The following is a 16,722-nucleotide window of genomic DNA, read 5'->3' on the forward strand; positions in this document are numbered from 1 at the left end:
GATGGCTCCCGTTGTGTGACGCAAGCGCTCAGCGCGAACGCAGGCGGGTGACAAACCACTTCACAGTGCTTCTCGTAGTCACATCCAGTAGAGCATGTACGACGACATTTTACTCCCGTTCGATGGAAGCGACGGGGCTGCGGCGGCACTGCATCACGCGGCCGAGATTGCACACTGGGCCGATGCCACCATCCACGTTCTCTGTGTCGCGGATACGAGACGCGAGAGTGTCAGCGTCGTTGAGACGCAGGTCGTCGATGCACTCGTCCAGGAGGGCAAAGATACTGTCGAGGAAGCAGAAAAGACACTCAGCACACTCGGTGTCGACTACGAGTCCGACGTCGTGCAGGGGAATCCAGCGCCGACGATCGTCGAGTACGCCGCGCAATACGACCACGACCTGCTCGTGATGCCGACACACGGCCGGAAAGGGCTCTCGCGTTACCTCATCGGCAGCGTTACAGAGAAGGTCGTTCGTCTGGCATCCATCCCCGTTCTGACAGTCCGGATGCAGTCCGACGAACAACTGGCCTTTCCGTACGAGAACCTCCTCATCCCGACCGACGGGAGTGCGGGCGCGAGCCGTGCTGCTGCACACGGCCTCTCGCTGGCTGGGTCTCTCGATGCGACCGTACACGCACTGTCCGTCGTCGATGCTGTTTCGCTCGGCCTGGACGTTCGCTCGGCGATTTCGGCACAGAAACAAGAGGAGACAGCGAACAGCGCGGTTGAGGACCTCATCGCTGACGCGGAGACCCACGGCGTGACGGAGACCGTCCGGCACATTGCACACGGGAAGCCGATCGAGAGCATCCTGGAGACGATCGAATCGAACGACATCGACGCCGTCGTGATGGGGACGACGGGGAGACGCGGGACGGATCGAATCTTGCTCGGGAGCGTCGCGGAAAAGACCGTCCGCTCTGCGCCAGTGCCAGTCATGACGATTGGCAGCGCAGAGGAGCAGTCGTGACCGTTGCTGTGTGAGTATACTTCATTGCTTATTTACTGTAGGATTCGATAGCAGGGCGTGATGACCCCGCTCGAACTCAGCCTCCGTCTGGTCGCTGGTCTCGCCCTCATTTTGACCAACGGGTTCTTCGTCGCCATCGAGTTTGCGCTGACGCGTGCCCGTCAGTTCAGCAAACAGGAGTTCATCGACGGCAACGCCGCCCTCGAACGGGCGTGGGAGATGACACAGAATCTCGAGATCTATCTGACCACCTGCCAGGTCGGTATCACCGCATCGAGTATCGCGGTCGGTATCGTCGCCGAGCCCGCGCTTGCGGCACTGTTCGAGCCGTATTTCGCGAACACCCCGCTCGCATCGATCGGGGCGGGAGCACTCATCGCGTTCGGTATCATCAATCTCTTGCATCTCACCCACGGTGAGCAGACGCCGACGTACCTCGGTGTCGAACGCTCCCGGCTGGTCTGTCGATACGGCGCAGGCCCACTCTACTGGTTCAACTGGCTCATCTCCCCGCTCATCACACTCGGTGACTGGGTTGCCAAAGCGACGCTCAAGTTGTTCGGCGTCGAAATGACTGGTGCTTGGCTCGAAACCGAAGAAGAGGTGCTCGAATCACGCGCCCAGCTCCGCAACCGTGTCGACTCGCTTCTCGAAGAAGGCGAACTGCCCGAAGAGCGACGCGAGGAAGTCCTCAGTGCACTCGATGTTGACACGCTCTCGATCCGCGAAATCATGGTTCCGGCCGACGAGATCATCGCCCTCTCGACGGCGGTCTCCCCCGGAGAAAACTTCGAGCGGATTCGGAACACGCCACACACTCGGTTTCCGCTCGTCGGCGAAGAACTCACTGAGTTCCACGGCATCGTCTATGCACCCTCGATTATCGACCACTTCGAGGAGTTGCACTCCGGTGACCTGTCGTTCGCCGAGATTGCAGCACCACCGATGACGCTCGCAGCGGAGACGAACGCCAGTGATGCGTTCGACCAGTTCCAGACAGAGGATCAGGAATTGGCGCTCGTCATCGAAGACGGTGCGGTCGTGGGCCTGCTCACTGCGACTGACGCACTCGAAGCAGTGATGGGCGAACTCGAAGACCCGCTCGACCAACGAGCGATGGCGTAGAGACCTGCATGCCGACGCACTGGTGGCTCAGCCACTCTCACGGCTGTGAACCGAAGATGCGGCTATTCAGCCTGGACACGACCACGTTGAGCACGAGGAACGCGACAAATCCAACGGCGATCAACCCCCAATCGCCGCGCGTGAGCGGAACGACTTCGAAGAAGTTCCGAAGCGGCGTGTAGAGGACTGCGAGGTGGACGAGCAGTGAGACGCTGATAGCACCGACGAGCCACAGATTCGAGCGAAGCGCCTGATCGTACCGGGCACGAATCACCTGGATGCGGATCAACTCGACAACCACGATAAACGTAAACAGGAGCGACTGAGCACGGAGGAGTGACCCTGTGCGGTCGAGGGTGTAGAAGAACACGCCCAGGCCAGTCACTGCCAACAGGATGGCGATTGTGAGTATCGAGACGAGCACACGCGTGTTGATCACCCCTTCGTCTGTGGGTCGCGGAGGCCGGTCCATGAGCCCGTCTGCGTGCGGGTCAGCGCCCAGCGCGAGGGCGGGAAGTGTATCCGCGACGAGGTTGATCCAGAGAATTAGAATCGGGGTCAAAATCAACGCCTGTGACGTCCCCGAGAATTGTGCGGGGAAGAGTAGACTCCCGAGCAAGACGCCGAGAAACACCACCAGAACCTCGCCGGTGTTGGTCGAGACGAGATAGTTGACGAACTTGCGAACGTTCTCGAAGATGCCCCGGCCCTCTCGGATGGCATCACGGATGGTCGCGAAGTTGTCGTCTCGCAAAATCATATCAGACGCCTGCCGAGCAACGTCGGTGCCACGCTGGCCCATCGCCACCCCAACATCGGCCTGCGTGAGTGCCGGCGCGTCGTTGACGCCGTCGCCCGTCATCACGACGTTGTGTCCGTTGTCCTGGAGTGCGTTCAGGATGCGCACCTTGTGCTCCGGCGTCACGCGAGCGAACACGTCGACATCGTCGATCGTTTGACGTAGCTCGTCGTCGGAATATTCGCTCACCTCGGTCCCGGTGAGCGCTCCATCAGGGTCGAGCCCGATTTGCTCGGCGACGGCCGTCGCCGTCGTGAGATTGTCTCCAGTCGCGAGCACAGTCCGGATGCCAGCCGACTGGCAGTCCGCAATGGCATCTCCAACTTCCTCTCGTGGCGGATCCAGCATGCCCTGGAGGCCGAGAAACACCATCCCGTCCTCGATTTGCTCGGGGTCAGCGGAGGGGTCTGCAACCGCCTTCGAGGCGAATCCCAACACTCGGAGGGCGTCCTCTCCGAACGACTCCGTCTGGTCGAGGATCTCCTGACGCGTTTCGTCGGTGAGATCGCTGACGTCGCCGTCTTCGAGATAGGAGTCACAGCGATCCAGCACGACTTCCGGCGCCCCTTTCATGTAGGCGGTCGGCTCCTCTTCTTCGACGAGTACGGTCATGCGCTTTCGCTCCGACGAAAACTGGATTTCGCGGATGCGGTCTCCGGCCGAGTCGATATCAGCCTCGTCCGCTGCGCGCTGGAGTGCAATCTCCGTCGGCTCACCGCTATATTCGCCGTCTCGTCGCTCTACGTTGTTGCAGACGGCGCCACACCGCAACAGAGCGGCACGTGCCGTACGCGACTGTCGATCGCCATCCGCAGCAACTTGCTGGCCGTCAACAGCGCCGTCCGCTGAGTCCACGTCTGACTCAGACAGGTCGACGACAGAGCCCGAGACGTAGAGCCGTGTGACCGTCATCCGGTTTTCCGTCACCGTGCCCGTCTTGTCGGTGACGATAACGTCGACCGAGCCGAGGCTTTCGACGACGGGCAGCCGTCTGACCAGCGCATTCCGGTCGACCATCTCTCGTGCGCCGAGCGCCAGCGTGAACGTCACCACTGCCGGGAGTCCCTCTGGAACACCCGCTACGGCGAGGGTGATACCAACGAGGAGAATCGCAACCGGCTCTGTCGCCGTGAACAGGAACTGGACGGCGACGACCAGGAGGATCAACGAAACGACGAGCCCACCGATTTGCTTTCCGAGCGCTTCGACTTCGGTCTGGAATGGTGTCTGTCGGTCCTCGGCTTCGTCCAACTGTGTGGCAATCCCACCAACCTCTGTCTCCATCCCCGTCTCGACGACAACCGCTTTTCCCCTGCCCTTGACGACGCTCGTATTCTTATACACCATGTTGCGGCGCTCGGCAAGGGGGGTCTCCTCGTCTACGCTCTCGGTACCCTTCTCGACGGGTGTACTCTCCCCGGTGAGAGGGGATTCGTTCGTCCGAAGCTCGTCGGCTTCGAGTACTCGGGCATCTGCTGGGACTGCATCACCCTGTTCGAGCAAGACGATATCCCCCGGGACGACCTGTTCTGCGTCGATGGATTGTTTCCGGCCGTCGCGAAGGACGGTCGCGTCCGGGCTTGCGAGTTCCCGGAGTGCCTCGATCGACCGGGTCGCCTGATAATCCTGGACGAAGCCAAACAACCCATTGGCACCGATGATGAGGACGATGAACGCCGCCTCGGTGTAATTTGGCTCACCGCCGGGAATGAATCCAACACCGAGAGACAGGAGGGCAGCCACGGCGAGCAGATAGATGAGCGGGTCACGGAACTGGGTGAAAAGCAGCGCGAGAACCGACGTCTGATCGGCCTCGTGGATATCATTTGGACCATACTCCGAGAGCCTGCGCGCCGCGTCATCGGACGAAAGTCCCTCTTCGTCGGCCGTTACAGCCGAGAAGACCTCGTCGGTCGGCGTCGCGTGCCAGGGTTTCGTGTTGGTCATCTCCGAATGAGCCTGAGTCATACTCTCGAACGGTGTCTGGTTCGGGGGGCCAGATGCGGCGCTGTTCTCTCTTCGAATGGATACACCACCGACCTGTCGAGTGGGACAACTGCGGGAAGGGACAGCGTTGGAACTGACACCACTGCCGGAGAGCACACCTCCTTCGCAGTGGTCAACGGAGACATTCTACGTGTCTGCCTCAGGTGCCCGCACCGTCAGGACGGGAATCGGTGAGGTGCGAACGAGATAATCAGTGACACTCCCCAGGACGTATCGGTCGAAACCCGTTCGGCCGTGAGTGCCGACGACGACGAGATCGATGTCGTGTTCCTCGATATACGTCAGGATTGCTTTGTGAATCGATGAGCCGTATTCGACGTCTTTCGCAGTTGCTTCGACACCGGCGTTCTCTGCGAAGGCCGCTGCCTCCTCGAGAAGTTCGTGGGCGCTTTCTTCCAGTATCTCCATCTGTATATCTGGCCGAGAATCGGCCCCTAGCGCGGGAATGGCAATGGCCGAGAGGAGATGCAGTGTCGCTTCCTCAGCGTCTACGACACCCACCCCAAGGCTCAGCGCTTGATTCGCGCATTCGCTCCCGTCAGTCGGGACTAAGATGTTCTCGTATGGGTGGGCGATCGTGACGTCGTCGCCCGGTCGAATCGTCAGCACTGGGACGTCCGCTCGGCGGACAACGCGTTCGGTTGTACTGCCGAGGAGGAATCGTTCGAGTCCCCGGCGTCCATGCGTTGGCATGACGACGAGATCGATCCCGTGCGTGTCGGCGTACTCGATGATTTCGCGATACGGTTCACCCTGGACGACCGCCGTGACAGTATCGACTCCTCGATCTTCTGCCTGGGTAGCTGTCTCCTCGACGATTTCTTTGCCCTCCTGTTCGAGTACGTCACTCGTCTCGTTCTGGATTTGGAGGGCGCTCTCCTGTGTTGTGTCTGCGACGTTGAGGATGTGGACTGTGGTATCGTGATAAGCCGCGAGGTCGAAGACATGGGCGACGGCGACTGCTGCTCCGTCACTGCCATCTGTTGGGAAGAGAATCTGGTCGAACATTGGTTGGGTATCCCCTCGCTGCAGTCTCAACTTCGTGGGCCGCAGCGGAAACACCCCGCTCAAATTCTCATGCATTGACAATCGGGGGAGATGCTAAACCGACGGCTGTTGCCCTCTGGTTTTCTGCAGTCTCCGTGTCCTCCCTGTCGGTGAGCGTACAGCGTCTGTCGCCTATGCCAGAATGTCGAACACCTCGACTGCTTTGTACTCCTTCCCGCGTTCTTTCCCGGTCACTTCCTCGATGAGGCCATCCGATTCGAGGTCGTCGACGACCTTGTAGGCGGTCCGGCGTGAGACGTCGAGATACTCCACGAGATCTGGTGCCGTAAAATACGGATACTGGAGTAATTGCCGAGCGAACTTCTCCGTCGTCGTGCTGCCTGGATACTCCGTCTCGTAGCGCTCTTGGAGTTCACGGAGTCGGTGAGTCCGGTCGTACGACGTCTCAGCTTGACTTCGGAGTCCTTCGAGGAAGAACGTGAGCCACTCGTCCCATGCCCCCTTCTCGCTCACCGCACGCATGCGTTCGACGTACTCGACTTTGTGACGATTGAAATACGCGCTCGGGTAGATGTATGGGCTTTCGAGGTATCCCTCGTTCGTCAAATACAAAATAATGAGCAGTCGACCCAGTCGACCGTTTCCATCCGAGAAGGGATGAACTGTCTCGAAGAAATAGTGGATGATGGCGGCGTCGACGAGCGGATGGTACTGTCCACCCATCTGAATGTATGACTCGAGTGAGTGCATGAGTCCATTGAGTCCCTCCGGAGTCGGTGGGACGAACGGACGCTGTCCTGGCTGTGGGCTCGTGAGATGAACCATATGGTCGCGGAAGTCACCGACGACGTCACCCTCATTTCGGACGTCTTCGAGCAGCATCGCATGGAGTTCTTTGATAAACGAGAGGGTTATCGACGTGCCACTCTCGATTCTATCGAGTCCATATGTCAGCGCAGTTTCGTAGTTGAGGGCTTCTTTCAGATCCTTCTCGATTTTCGTGTCCCCGTTGCCTGAGGGATGCTTCGTGTGGTACGCCTCAACATCTTGATACGCGACATCTGCACCTTCGATACGTGCGGATTCGACAGCCTCGATGCGAATGAGGGAGGTATACAGAACTGCGGAGAAATCGACCGTCGAACTGATGCCGTCAACACGACCGATCTGATATGCGGCATCGGCCACCAGATCGTGCGTCCCTTCGGAGAGCTCGAGCTTCGGTTCTACCGGGAGCGCCTCCGGTGAGTGACATCCTCCGCGCCGTGAACGGCGCGGCTTCCCTGCATGGGAATACCGGCTACCTACCGGCAGTGGGTTCCGACCCGACCTCTCCGAGCGTCATCTGCCGTGGGTGGCTCTGCTCGGTGGGGGTCGCGGCGCTGTCACCGGCGCTCCCATCCCGTGGGATGTCATCGCCCGCCGGTTTCAGCGGCAGGCTCTCACCCCACGGGTCGTGACGGTCAGCGATGTTGACCGCCGCGTTGATGTCTGCGTGATACTCCGACACCCAACACTCATCGTTCGTACAGCGGAACTCGTCGCCGTTCCGATACCCGATGTGGCCGCACTCGTTGCACGTCTGCGACGTGTAGGACGGTTCGACGTATCTCACCGGAAGCCCGGCCTCTCGTGCTTTGTCCTCGATGCGCCCCTGCAAGCGAGCGAACGCCCATGCGTGGAGGCGTCGGTTCATCCATTCGCCGTAATCGAGGTCGTCGCGGATGTGCGAGAGGTCTTCCAGCACAAGAACTGGTTTCTCGAATTGACAGGCGTACTCGACGGCCCGTCGAGACGCCTTCTCGATGATGTCAGTGAGTGCGTTCTGGTAGTGGTCGAATCGTTCGTCAATCCGCCACTCGGCGGCGTCACGCTCTTCGAGTCGTTTCAGCGTCGTGAACATCTCTTTGCGAAGGTGGCGAGCGCGGCCACCGTTGATGAGTAGTGGGTCAGTCGGAGTCCCCTGCTCGCAGGCACAGCCCGCGAGCAGGTGTGCTTCGCCAATATCAAAGCCGACTGGTGTTACATCGTCGTCGGTCGGTTCGTAGTCGGGTTCTTCGACCGGGAACTCGACGGTGACGTGGAGTCTCCACGACGTGCGGTGGCGTTGCAGTCGGAGTTGTCCCGCCGAAGCGTCACCGTGTACGAGGTCGTGCCACAGGTCTTCTTGTGCGGGATTGATACGAAGCGGTATCCAGAAATTCGTCCCGCGACCGGGTTGTGGTGCCCACCAGGTAAACTCGTAGTCGCGTTCCGGTGAGTGGTCGAACTCGGCGGCTTGGTTGGTGAGTCGAACCGGGTGGTTGTCGTCTAACTCCTGTGCGTCGTAGGTACCGTGCAGTTGCGGGACGTAGTTGCACAGGGCCGCTTTCGCCTGATACGGCAGGTCGTAGGGCGTCACCACGTCGCTGGTGGCGGTCATCGTCTCGCACCCGGCCTCGAACGCCTCGTGTAGTCCTGCCCGGTAAGTGTCGAGAAGTTTACACAGTTTCCGCTCTTTGTGGGCTGTCGGCGGGGCGAGCGTAGCCTCCAGCGTTTTCGTGGTTGTCGCGGTCATGCTACTGGTTTTCCACGTAGTCCATCAGCACGTCGATGCTCACTTGGCCGGTCGTGGCGAGGAAGTACCCCGGTTGCCAGAACGCATCTTCGAGCGTCTGTTTCACCTCCGGGTACTCCTGCCGAATCCGACGGGACGTGACGCCTTTGAGCGAGTTGATGAACTTCGTGAGGTCTGTGGTTGGTTTGGTCGTGAAGAGGATGTGAACGTGGTCAGTGCCTCCGTCCACGTTTGTGATGTCGGCCTCGAAGTCCTCTGCAATCTCGTGAGCGACTTCAGCCACGCGCTCCAGCCGCTCATCGGTAAGGATGTCGGCGCGGTATTTCGTGACGGTCACAAAGTGGTATTGGAGCGCGTAGACCGTGTGCGACCCGGATTGCAGGTGATACTCCATTTGGCCTCACCAAATACAAGACACCCAATTTCAATAACTCTTGTGCCGTTGAGTATTCGGTCGGGCAGAACCGCGTGGACTGTCGAACCGGGCTTACGCGATTCACGCCCGCCGTGGAGTGGTCACTGCAACTGTTGAATAGTCAGTGAAGAGCGTTACAGACCAGTGATTGCGAGCAAGGCGAAGCCACCGATTCTGTAGCCGCTCGCCCGTCTTCGTTTACTATTCAGTTCTTGTGCATACCACTCAACGGCGGGATTCTCTCACTGAATCAAGATAGTATACTTGTGAACGCTGACGCAGATTCTACGTATAGTTTGTATATAAGTGTGTATACTAATAGAGCGGATTCCAGAGGCGGCCCTTCGAGAAAACAGCGATACAGAAGTCAGGCCGATGGCACGGTCCGTGCGATTCGAGTGCGACGACCACGAGTGGTCGGGGAAATCACACCCTCACGAACGTCCCAAAGGCGTGTGCACGAACCCGCACAGTGTCTCCGTGGGGCCGGGAGCCGAACTTCCCACGGAGGATCACTGTCGGCTTCTCGGGCCACATCTGCGATGAGTCGGTCACCCGCGATATGGAAGCGGCGTCACATCGAACGCATCGTAGTGCCGGTCATATGTGAACTACCCTACCCTACTCGCTCACGGCTGACGCCGTTCGCTCCTTGAGGGTAGGGCTTCCTGTTTCCACGACGCGCTTTGCAGACACCGAATCGGTGTCCACAGGAAGAGCAGTCTCCACAGGCATTGATTCGGAGTGTCCCACTCCTACTTGTTCAAGACCGCGAGAAAGGATGTTCCACGCCGCGTTCGCATCTCTATCCGCCTTGAAGCCACAAGCCGGGCAAGAGTGTTCACGCACCCACAGCGGCTTGTCTGTCGAAACGCCACACGACGCACACTCCTTAGTCGTCCCCACCGGGTCAACCGCCACGAAATGTGTCCCCTCCCGCTCGCACTTGTATCCGAGCATCCGCAGGAACGTTCCCCACGCCGCGCCCGCTCGGTTGCGCGAGTTGCCCGGAAGTTCGACCAACCCTTTCGCGTCCAAGTCCTCTACGGCCACTAAGTCGTATTCGGTAGCGTAGTAGTTCGACAACTTGTGGAGAAAGTCGTGCCGCTTTCGCTTGAGGGCGGCGTGGCGCTCAGCCACAACCCGGCGCTGTTTCTCCCAATTCGCAGAGCTGTGTTCCTTCCGTGAAAGGTCGCGCTGTGCGCGTTCCAACCGTTCGCGTTCATCTGAGAGGTCGGGAGATTCGACGGCCGTGCCGTCCGTGTCGTGAGCGTACTGGAGAATCCCCACGTCGATACCGACGCACTTCTCTGGATTCTCTGGCTTCTCTGGCGGGTTGTCGGGGGTTTCGACGCCAAAGATGGTGTACCACTTCCCAGTCGGCTCCTGCTTGATTGTGACCGTTTTGATTTCGGCGTCGTCGGGCAGGTCACGGTGGAAGGTGAGCGGGATTTCACCGAGTTTCGAGAGCCACAGTCGCGTCCGACCGCTCGTGTTTTTGAGCTTGAAGCCGGATTGACTGTAGGTGAAACTGCGGTACTCGCCCGGAGCCTTCCAATTGAGTGTGCCGACGTGGTAGCCGTTCTCTTTGCGGCCACGGAGAGTCGAGAGGTTGTCATATAGCCGTTGGACGACTTTTTGGAGAACCTTCGAGTGTACCTCTTTCAGGTCGCTCCACCACCTCTTGAGATCGGGGAGCCGCTTCTGTTCGGTGTACGCCGAAGTATCGTCGTTCCGATTCAGGCGGTGGAGGAAGTGATTATAGACCTGTCTACAAGTATCGACTGTCCACGCTAACTGGTCTTCGAGCGCGTCGGACGGGTGTAGCCGATACCTGTAGTTGTAGTTCATTTGGTGGGGTTATTCGTCGGTGGGTTCGCTTGTTCGGACGACTTTCACGTTCGCACCACGCCAGTCCTTCGGGACGAGGACGTGAGCGCCGTTGCCGGTGGCTTTCGCCGTCCCTGCGATGACTTCGTGGCCTTCTATTTCGTGCCTATCCATCGCTACTGTTTAAATATTGTATAAACATAAATGTACCGGAGCGTGGGCCTGTGGGCCGAGTGTCGAACGTGTATGAGAACTGTGCGGCGCTGTATCCCCTCCCTACTGCGCTACTCGGTCGCTTCGCTCCCTGCGTTGCTCCTTGAGGAAGGGGCCTTAGCGCCTCAATTCAGGTAAAAAAGAAGACAGATTCACATAAACATGTTTCTGCATTTCTGTTTACGATTGACGATGACGATATCCTCGCGTCGAATTGCCAGGGTCCATTCTCTCTTTTCGCACAGCAATTCTGTGGCGCGCGAGCGGACACCACACTGGCTGCTGGCGCGGGGTCGCTTCGACTGTACTGGATTTATCCAATCGTATAGGGTGGGGAAACAATCCTTTGAGGGATGGGATATATCCGCTCCAGGACCAGAAAACAGTCACCTGGACAGATCAATATATCAACCCGAAGAGTGATATTCTTACGTATCGTACGCTCACCCATGCCAGACCCAGCCCCACCGTTCGAGAATGTGAACGAGTACGCGAAGGAGGACTGGAAACGTGATACCACTCCCTTCGATCGCGTGCAGTCCGTGATGCACACAGCGTACGAGCCCATGACTGCAGCGACCGTGGCGGACAAATCTCTCACCTCGGAGCAGACGGCTCGCAAGCACCTCCGCTCCCTGGTCGAACACGGCTACGTGACGGAGACAGCTTCGCCTGACTCGAAGGCCACGCTGTATCGACGGGCGAACGATTCACTCGCTCTCGAACAGGCGCGGCGTATCCTTGACGAGACGGATGTCGATACGCTCTCGAGACGCGTACTCGAGATGCGCGAAACCCTTCGTGAGTACGGCGAGCGGTTCAACGCCAACTCGCCCGATGGGGCTGTCCGAGCCCACGCGGATATCGACCCAGAGACGCTTCTGGAATGGCGAACGACGCGGCGAAACCTCGCGTTCGCCGAGGTGGCTCTCGCACTCAGTGGCGTCGAAGACGTATCCGGGGTCGCAGAGGCAATCTGATGCACTTTGACGGTGGAGAGAGCGAATCCCACGCGCTTCGAGGATCGATCGACGTGGCGAAGCTCGACGCATTTCGCGATGCGTTCGTCTCCATCGAACCGATGGCCTCTGGCGCGATCGATGATCGAGTTGATCCCAGAGAACTCCGGCTCACCATCCCGTACGGCCCCGGAGGTGCAGAGGAGACCACATTTGCGGTGCGATGGACGACAGCGGGGGACTACAACATTCACCACTCAGATGATTCCGAACGCAATCTTCGCTGGGATATCCATCCCCATGAGTTTTCGATACCGTCTGACGACCGACACTTCCATCCGCCCCCGGAAGCGTCAAACGTGGATGAGGAGGTCGAGGCCTCATGTCTCGAAGCAAAACGGATCGACCTCGTCGCCAGGGCAGTCCACCTACTGTGGAAACAGGCACTCGGCGAGGATGCATTGGACAGCATGAACGCTGGCACAAATCCGCCATGACGACCGTTGGACTGGTCACTCACCCTCACTTTGTTGTGCTGAACTCAGCCTCAGTATCCGTCACGATGGTTCGCACAAATCTCTGGTAGGTCGATATCGCTCGTGCAAAATATACGGTGTGTATCAGGAGGTGATTGAGGGATTCCTGTTTTTCGTAGACTTTCCGCCTCGTCCACTCTCGTCTCCGTTCCCGGTCATTCCCCGGTGTCGAATTGGTGTTGCTGGACGCGCTCGCCAACACGCGAGCGAAACGCAGACAGTGATGCGATAAACTCACCGTCGGAGTACAATTCGCTGTAGGCTTCTCGGGCAATATCTGCGATGAGTCGGTCACGGATCCCATCTACCGTCACTGACTGTCCGCTGTCACGAAGCGCGGCAACCGTTTGCTCAATCCGGTTGGTCGTGACGTAGGATTCTGCCAGTGTCGCAGCTGGCTCCTGGGTTATCTCGGGCTGTGAGGCAGTGGGCGTGGGCTCTCGACGCCACGCCTGTGCGCGCATCCCAGATTTATCACGGATAAGGACGCCCACTGCCTGGCCGTCTCGCCACGCTGATTCCGGGAATGCCTCTGCTGTTTCAAATCTCGTCAGATCGGTGTGGGCCGTCTGGAGTTCTTTCTCGATTGCAGGCAGCGTCGACAGTCCAATCCGCTGGAAGACACTGCTTGCCCTATCCGGTGGTAAGAACGAACCCGTTGCCTCGTCCCAGACGTCGACCCCGACGAATGCCGGGACTGCATCCCACGGATACGCAATGCCCGCATTCCACGGTGCCACCCCGCAAAACGTCACCGCACCCGGATCGCTTCGTGCTGCCTGCAGCACCTGGCGATCGAGGCGTGTAGAAATTGCGTCTGCCGCCCGCCAATACGGAAGCGGGACCGCCTCACGTGAGTCGTACGTACGCTCGGGCGTTGCGAACGTCACCAGCCCAGCGGAGGAGACCTGGAAGCGGAATTCGCCACCGGTCGGGAGTTCTTCGACCCACACATGCCCGGAGAACGATTCGGTTTCCTCCAGTGCAGGCGTCTCTGGACACTGTTTCACATCCAGAAATATCCGGCCCGGGGTAATTAAATCGGAGGTCGCGTGAGGGAGCCCGGGAAGTGACGGCACGCGTCGGTTTACGACGGTGCTGTTGCTAATAAGGCGCTTCGGAGAGAGTAGATTTCGTCTGTTAGGGTGGGTGACTGTCCAGCGGGTGTGGAGGATGAAAAGACCAGACGAGGGCAGTCCTCTACTGGCACATCGAGTGGGCTGTGACCACGATCTCCGCTGCTATCGAACACACGGCTTTGGTGACAAGCTTACTCAATCGGCCTCACCGAGCCGGTCGGCGAGCGCGTCCATCATCTCCCACAAGAGACCCGCCACCGAGCGTGCGTCGAACGACACCGGCACGTACGTGTACTCGTCGTTCGTGTCGTCCCGCTCCTGATAGTGGAGCAAGCCGTCAACGTGTGGGTTCGGTTCGCAGTGGAATCCGCAGTCGAGACCGTCTGACTCGCTGTAATGGAGGGTGTCGTACGCCCGAATCGGTGTGCGCCGCCACGCGTCGCTCCCACGATCAGATGCCTCGGGCTCAGGTGACGGATTCGGAATCCACGTCACCCGAAGCGACGCTGTCTCGGCTGGGCGGCCGAACCACGACGGGTCGAGTGTCGCTCGCAGTTCCCGATATGCAGACGGCGGTTCCCCCTCGACAGATCGAACGGCTGGGTGTCGCGCCAACTCACTACGCAGCTCGCGGAGAATGCGGTGACGATCCCGGCCAGGATCGGTCGTCATACGGTGATCGACGAGGAATCGGCTGACCAGGTATCGTAGTTCTCGATGGCGTCCTGGACGAGCGAGAGTCGGTAGCGGGCGAGTTCCCAGTCGCTCGCGACTGCGATGAGTTCGTGCGCCTGTTCGGCAGAGACACCCACTTCGGCCGCTCGCTCACGCAGGGTCGTCGGGGACGCAGCGTCGTACTCGGTTTTCCAGGCCGCGATGTCGTCTTTCAAGTCGACTGCCTGCTCCGCGAGGTCGCGTTTCGTCGTCTCCTCAAGCAACTCCCGGACATCCCGGAGCCGCGTGTACAGCGGGTCCGGATAGTAGTGGCGGGTGCCATCTTTCTCGGTCGCTGTCACCACACCGAGATCGATGAGCCGGCGCAGGTGGTCCCGGGCCGTATTCGGGGAGACGGCCGCCTCCGACGCAATCCAGGACGCTGGCTGCGGATCCGAGAGCGTCATCGTGACCGATTTCACGCGGTCGAACGCCGACGCGTGTTCTTTCCACGTCTCGACCCACTCGGCATCGTCGGACGGAGTCTCGGGCGACATACGCACCAGTACCTGTTCGAGCGTAATATTTCTACCCCTCCGCAAATTATTGCGTTGGCCATCCGAGTCCAACTTCAGCAGGCTGCAGAATTCCTCTGTCAACTACTCCACCCTACTTCGCTCACCCTGACGGGTTCGCTCGTGGAGGGTGGGGCTTGTCCGTGAACTCGGCCTCGAACCCATCAGGGTGGGCGGTAAATCCGCCGCTCGGCGTTCACGAGAGCGTCGCTCTCGTACAGCCCATCAGGTTTCGCAGAAACCTGAGGACGTCACTGTTCCGGACTTGAACTGTTTGAAGAGTTGTGATCCCGGGAAAAAATTTCTATTAATCTTCATTCATAAAAACAACATATGACAGGTAGAGACAGGGGTTCAGGTTCGAACGGTGGCCCCCAAAACCTCCCACCTGGCCCCGATGGTCTCCCAGTGCTGGGACATGCACATCAGTATATCAAACAGCCCATGGGATTTTTCGACGAGCTCGCGGAGTACGGCGATGTCGTCCACTGTGAGTTTCCGCGTATCGACGCTGTCGCTGTCTTCCATCCCGAGTATATCGGCGACGTGTTGCTGGGACAGGGCACCTACGAGCGGTGGAACTTCGACGAACTCAAGGAACTGCTCGATTACGAGATCGCACCGCGGGGACTCACGTTCACTCGGGGCGAGGAGTGGAAACAACAGCGACACTTCCTCCAGCCGATGTTCGGACTGGACCGGTTGGAGGGCTTCAGTTCGGCGATGGTTGCCGCCACGGAACGGCTGGTCGACCAGTGGGACGACGGCGAAGAAATCGTCCTCAACGAGGAGTTCTCCCGCCTGACGCTGTCGATTCTGACGAACTCGCTGTTCGACTTCGACCTCGGGGAGAACAGGCAGGTCATCACTGACGCCGCCGACGAACTCCAGACGATGGCCGATATGAGCGGTTTCGGCGCCGTCGAGATGCTCCTGCCGTCGTGGGTGCCGACACACAGGAACCGTCGATACACACAGGCCATGGATGCCTTCGACGCGACGGTCGAGACGCTCATCGAACAACGACGCGCGAATCCGGACGAATACGAGGATCTCCTGACGATGATGCTTGAAAAGGAGGACGACCACGAGTACTCGATGAGCGACGAGGAGATCCACGATCACCTGATCACGTTTCTCATCGCCGGTCACGAGACCACAGCGATGGCACTGACCTTCACGTGGCTGTTGCTGGGGAGCAATCCGGAGGATTACGATCGACTGGAGACGGAAGTCACGACCGTACTAGACGGGCCACCGACGGCCGACGATCTTTCAGACCTCCCGGTCACCGAGCACGTAGCTAAGGAGGCGATGCGGATGTATCCCCCGGCCGGGATGCTGTTCCGCGAGGCCACCGAGGAGACGGAACTGGGCGGGTACCGCATCCCCGAAGGGACGAAAGTCTTGCTCCCGCAGTTCACTGTTCATGCTGACGACCGGTGGTTCGACGCCCCCGAGGAATTCCGGCCCGAACGCTTTAGTGAAGACCGGAGCGACCAGCGACCCGATTTCGCGTACTTCCCGTTTGGCGGTGGTCCCCACCAGTGTATCGGCATGCACTTTGCGATGATGGAGCTGAAACACATTATCCCGATTCTCGCCCGACGCGTCGATTTCGAGCTGTTGAGTTCGCCCGAGCCCGAGGTCAATATGGAGCTGACGTTGCAGCCATCCGAGGATGTGCGAATGCGTGTTCACAAACGGTGATCATCGAAGGATAATACTGCTGACCGTATGATTAATTAGGGGCGTGACGTAGGCGGTAGCAAGGACTGATGATGCCGATTACGGACTTCTCCGAGGCTAACGTACAAGACTGAGTCACGTAGTTGGCCTCTAATTACAACAGTTCTGGATAGAGACAGCTACACCGATGGTCGAAAACCCGTCTAGTGTAGTGGTTTTATCCATAGAGAACTGGACGGCGAGAACGCAAGGCTCTTTCAGCAAAATTCTCCAAAAAATACATTTCTTTAATAATATGTAGTG

15 protein-coding genes and 2 pseudogenes are annotated in these 16,722 nt (G+C 59.1%); 6 read left to right on the forward strand and 11 right to left on the reverse strand.

The genetic code is table 11. The features are described 5' to 3' along the window. Positions 1 to 94 precede the first annotated feature (94 nt). Positions 95 to 973 (forward strand): universal stress protein, encoded by an 879-nt coding sequence (locus WDJ57_RS16540; protein WP_338902000.1) that lies wholly within the window; start codon positions 95 to 97, stop codon positions 971 to 973. Positions 974 to 1,033: 60 nt separating this feature from the next. Continuing rightward, complete coding sequence (locus tag WDJ57_RS16545; RefSeq protein ID WP_338902002.1) at positions 1,034 to 2,098, forward strand: hemolysin family protein; 1,065 nt, start codon at positions 1,034 to 1,036, stop codon at positions 2,096 to 2,098. A gap of 37 nt (positions 2,099 to 2,135) precedes the next feature. Here the strand turns inward: WDJ57_RS16545 and WDJ57_RS16550 are convergent, their stop codons facing one another. The 5 genes from WDJ57_RS16550 to tnpA form a co-directional block, all read right to left on the reverse strand. Then, positions 2,136 to 4,865, reverse strand: coding sequence for a cation-translocating P-type ATPase (locus WDJ57_RS16550; protein ID WP_380630263.1), 2,730 nt, complete (start codon positions 4,863 to 4,865; stop codon positions 2,136 to 2,138). Positions 4,866 to 5,030: 165 nt separating this feature from the next. Then, positions 5,031 to 5,912 carry a universal stress protein gene (locus tag WDJ57_RS16555; protein ID WP_338902005.1) on the reverse strand — a complete coding sequence of 294 codons (882 nt, stop codon included), beginning with the start codon at positions 5,910 to 5,912 and terminating at the stop codon, positions 5,031 to 5,033. 171 nt (positions 5,913 to 6,083) lie between these two features. Then, entirely contained in the window at positions 6,084 to 7,226 is a 1,143-nt protein-coding gene (locus tag WDJ57_RS16560) for a Fic family protein (RefSeq protein WP_380630262.1), read from the reverse strand. Beyond that, the gene (locus WDJ57_RS16565) at positions 7,213 to 8,469 is read right to left on the reverse strand and encodes a transposase (RefSeq protein ID WP_338902008.1); all 1,257 of its coding nucleotides are present in this window, start codon (positions 8,467 to 8,469) and stop codon (positions 7,213 to 7,215) included. Before WDJ57_RS16565 ends, WDJ57_RS16560 begins: the two co-directional genes overlap by 14 nt. Position 8,470: 1 nt before the next feature. Further along, a complete protein-coding gene (gene tnpA / locus WDJ57_RS16570; RefSeq protein WP_338902009.1) occupies positions 8,471 to 8,863 on the reverse strand; it encodes an IS200/IS605-like element ISNph5 family transposase in 393 nt (130 codons plus the stop codon). A 354-nt stretch (positions 8,864 to 9,217) separates the two neighbouring features. Between tnpA and WDJ57_RS21665 the strand changes: the two are divergent. Then, a pseudogene (locus WDJ57_RS21665) lies at positions 9,218 to 9,430 on the forward strand (hypothetical protein); the annotation flags it as partial. 75 nt (positions 9,431 to 9,505) lie between these two features. Here WDJ57_RS21665 and WDJ57_RS16575 read toward each other — a convergent pair. Next, a complete protein-coding gene (locus WDJ57_RS16575) occupies positions 9,506 to 10,735 on the reverse strand; it encodes an RNA-guided endonuclease InsQ/TnpB family protein (protein ID WP_338902010.1) in 1,230 nt (409 codons plus the stop codon). Positions 10,736 to 10,744: 9 nt separating this feature from the next. After that, a complete protein-coding gene (locus tag WDJ57_RS16580; protein WP_338902011.1) occupies positions 10,745 to 10,888 on the reverse strand; it encodes a DUF2080 family transposase-associated protein in 144 nt (47 codons plus the stop codon). Between the two features lie 518 nt (positions 10,889 to 11,406). On the opposite strand from WDJ57_RS16580, the gene WDJ57_RS16585 reads away from it, so the two are divergent. Together WDJ57_RS16585 and WDJ57_RS16590 are read left to right on the forward strand one after the other, a co-directional pair. Continuing rightward, entirely contained in the window at positions 11,407 to 11,907 is a 501-nt protein-coding gene (locus WDJ57_RS16585; protein ID WP_338902012.1) for a DUF7342 family protein, read from the forward strand. 53 nt (positions 11,908 to 11,960) lie between these two features. Next, complete coding sequence (locus WDJ57_RS16590) at positions 11,961 to 12,383, forward strand: hypothetical protein (protein WP_338902013.1); 423 nt, start codon at positions 11,961 to 11,963, stop codon at positions 12,381 to 12,383. A gap of 194 nt (positions 12,384 to 12,577) precedes the next feature. Here the strand turns inward: WDJ57_RS16590 and WDJ57_RS16595 are convergent, their stop codons facing one another. From WDJ57_RS16595 to WDJ57_RS21670, 4 genes and pseudogenes are all read right to left on the reverse strand, one after another. Continuing rightward, positions 12,578 to 13,432, reverse strand: coding sequence for a hypothetical protein (locus WDJ57_RS16595; protein ID WP_338902014.1), 855 nt, complete (start codon positions 13,430 to 13,432; stop codon positions 12,578 to 12,580). Between the two features lie 264 nt (positions 13,433 to 13,696). Next, the gene (locus tag WDJ57_RS16600) at positions 13,697 to 13,996 is read right to left on the reverse strand and encodes a hypothetical protein (protein ID WP_338902017.1); all 300 of its coding nucleotides are present in this window, start codon (positions 13,994 to 13,996) and stop codon (positions 13,697 to 13,699) included. 173 nt (positions 13,997 to 14,169) lie between these two features. Continuing rightward, on the reverse strand, positions 14,170 to 14,712 hold the full coding sequence (locus WDJ57_RS16605) for a winged helix-turn-helix domain-containing protein (protein WP_338902018.1): 543 nt from the start codon (positions 14,710 to 14,712) through the stop codon (positions 14,170 to 14,172). A 121-nt stretch (positions 14,713 to 14,833) separates the two neighbouring features. After that, positions 14,834 to 14,926 (reverse strand): annotated as a pseudogene (locus WDJ57_RS21670) (transposase); the annotation flags it as partial. A 248-nt stretch (positions 14,927 to 15,174) separates the two neighbouring features. On the opposite strand from WDJ57_RS21670, the gene WDJ57_RS16610 reads away from it, so the two are divergent. After that, on the forward strand, positions 15,175 to 16,440 hold the full coding sequence (locus tag WDJ57_RS16610) for a cytochrome P450 (RefSeq protein ID WP_338902020.1): 1,266 nt from the start codon (positions 15,175 to 15,177) through the stop codon (positions 16,438 to 16,440). The last annotated feature ends 282 nt before the right edge of the window (positions 16,441 to 16,722 follow it).

The sequence above is a fragment of the Salinibaculum sp. SYNS191 genome (assembly GCF_037338445.1).
GTDB lineage: Archaea > Halobacteriota > Halobacteria > Halobacteriales > Haloarculaceae > Salinibaculum > Salinibaculum marinum.

Bases quoted from the DNA above. Each gene is read 5' to 3' on its own strand.
- WDJ57_RS16610 (WP_338902020.1), top strand. From the start codon at position 15,175: ATGGGATTTTTCGACGAGCTCGCGGAGTACGGCGATGTCGTCCACTGT.
- WDJ57_RS16565 (WP_338902008.1), bottom strand. From the start codon at position 8,469: ATGACCGCGACAACCACGAAAACGCTGGAGGCTACGCTCGCCCCGCCG.
- WDJ57_RS16575 (WP_338902010.1), bottom strand. From the start codon at position 10,735: ATGAACTACAACTACAGGTATCGGCTACACCCGTCCGACGCGCTCGAA.
- WDJ57_RS16555 (WP_338902005.1), bottom strand. From the start codon at position 5,912: ATGTTCGACCAGATTCTCTTCCCAACAGATGGCAGTGACGGAGCAGCA.
- WDJ57_RS16605 (WP_338902018.1), bottom strand. From the start codon at position 14,712: ATGTCGCCCGAGACTCCGTCCGACGATGCCGAGTGGGTCGAGACGTGG.
- WDJ57_RS16550 (WP_380630263.1), bottom strand. From the start codon at position 4,865: ATGACTCAGGCTCATTCGGAGATGACCAACACGAAACCCTGGCACGCG.
- WDJ57_RS16580 (WP_338902011.1), bottom strand. From the start codon at position 10,888: ATGGATAGGCACGAAATAGAAGGCCACGAAGTCATCGCAGGGACGGCG.
- tnpA (WP_338902009.1), bottom strand. From the start codon at position 8,863: ATGGAGTATCACCTGCAATCCGGGTCGCACACGGTCTACGCGCTCCAA.
- WDJ57_RS16540 (WP_338902000.1), top strand. From the start codon at position 95: ATGTACGACGACATTTTACTCCCGTTCGATGGAAGCGACGGGGCTGCG.
- WDJ57_RS16545 (WP_338902002.1), top strand. From the start codon at position 1,034: ATGACCCCGCTCGAACTCAGCCTCCGTCTGGTCGCTGGTCTCGCCCTC.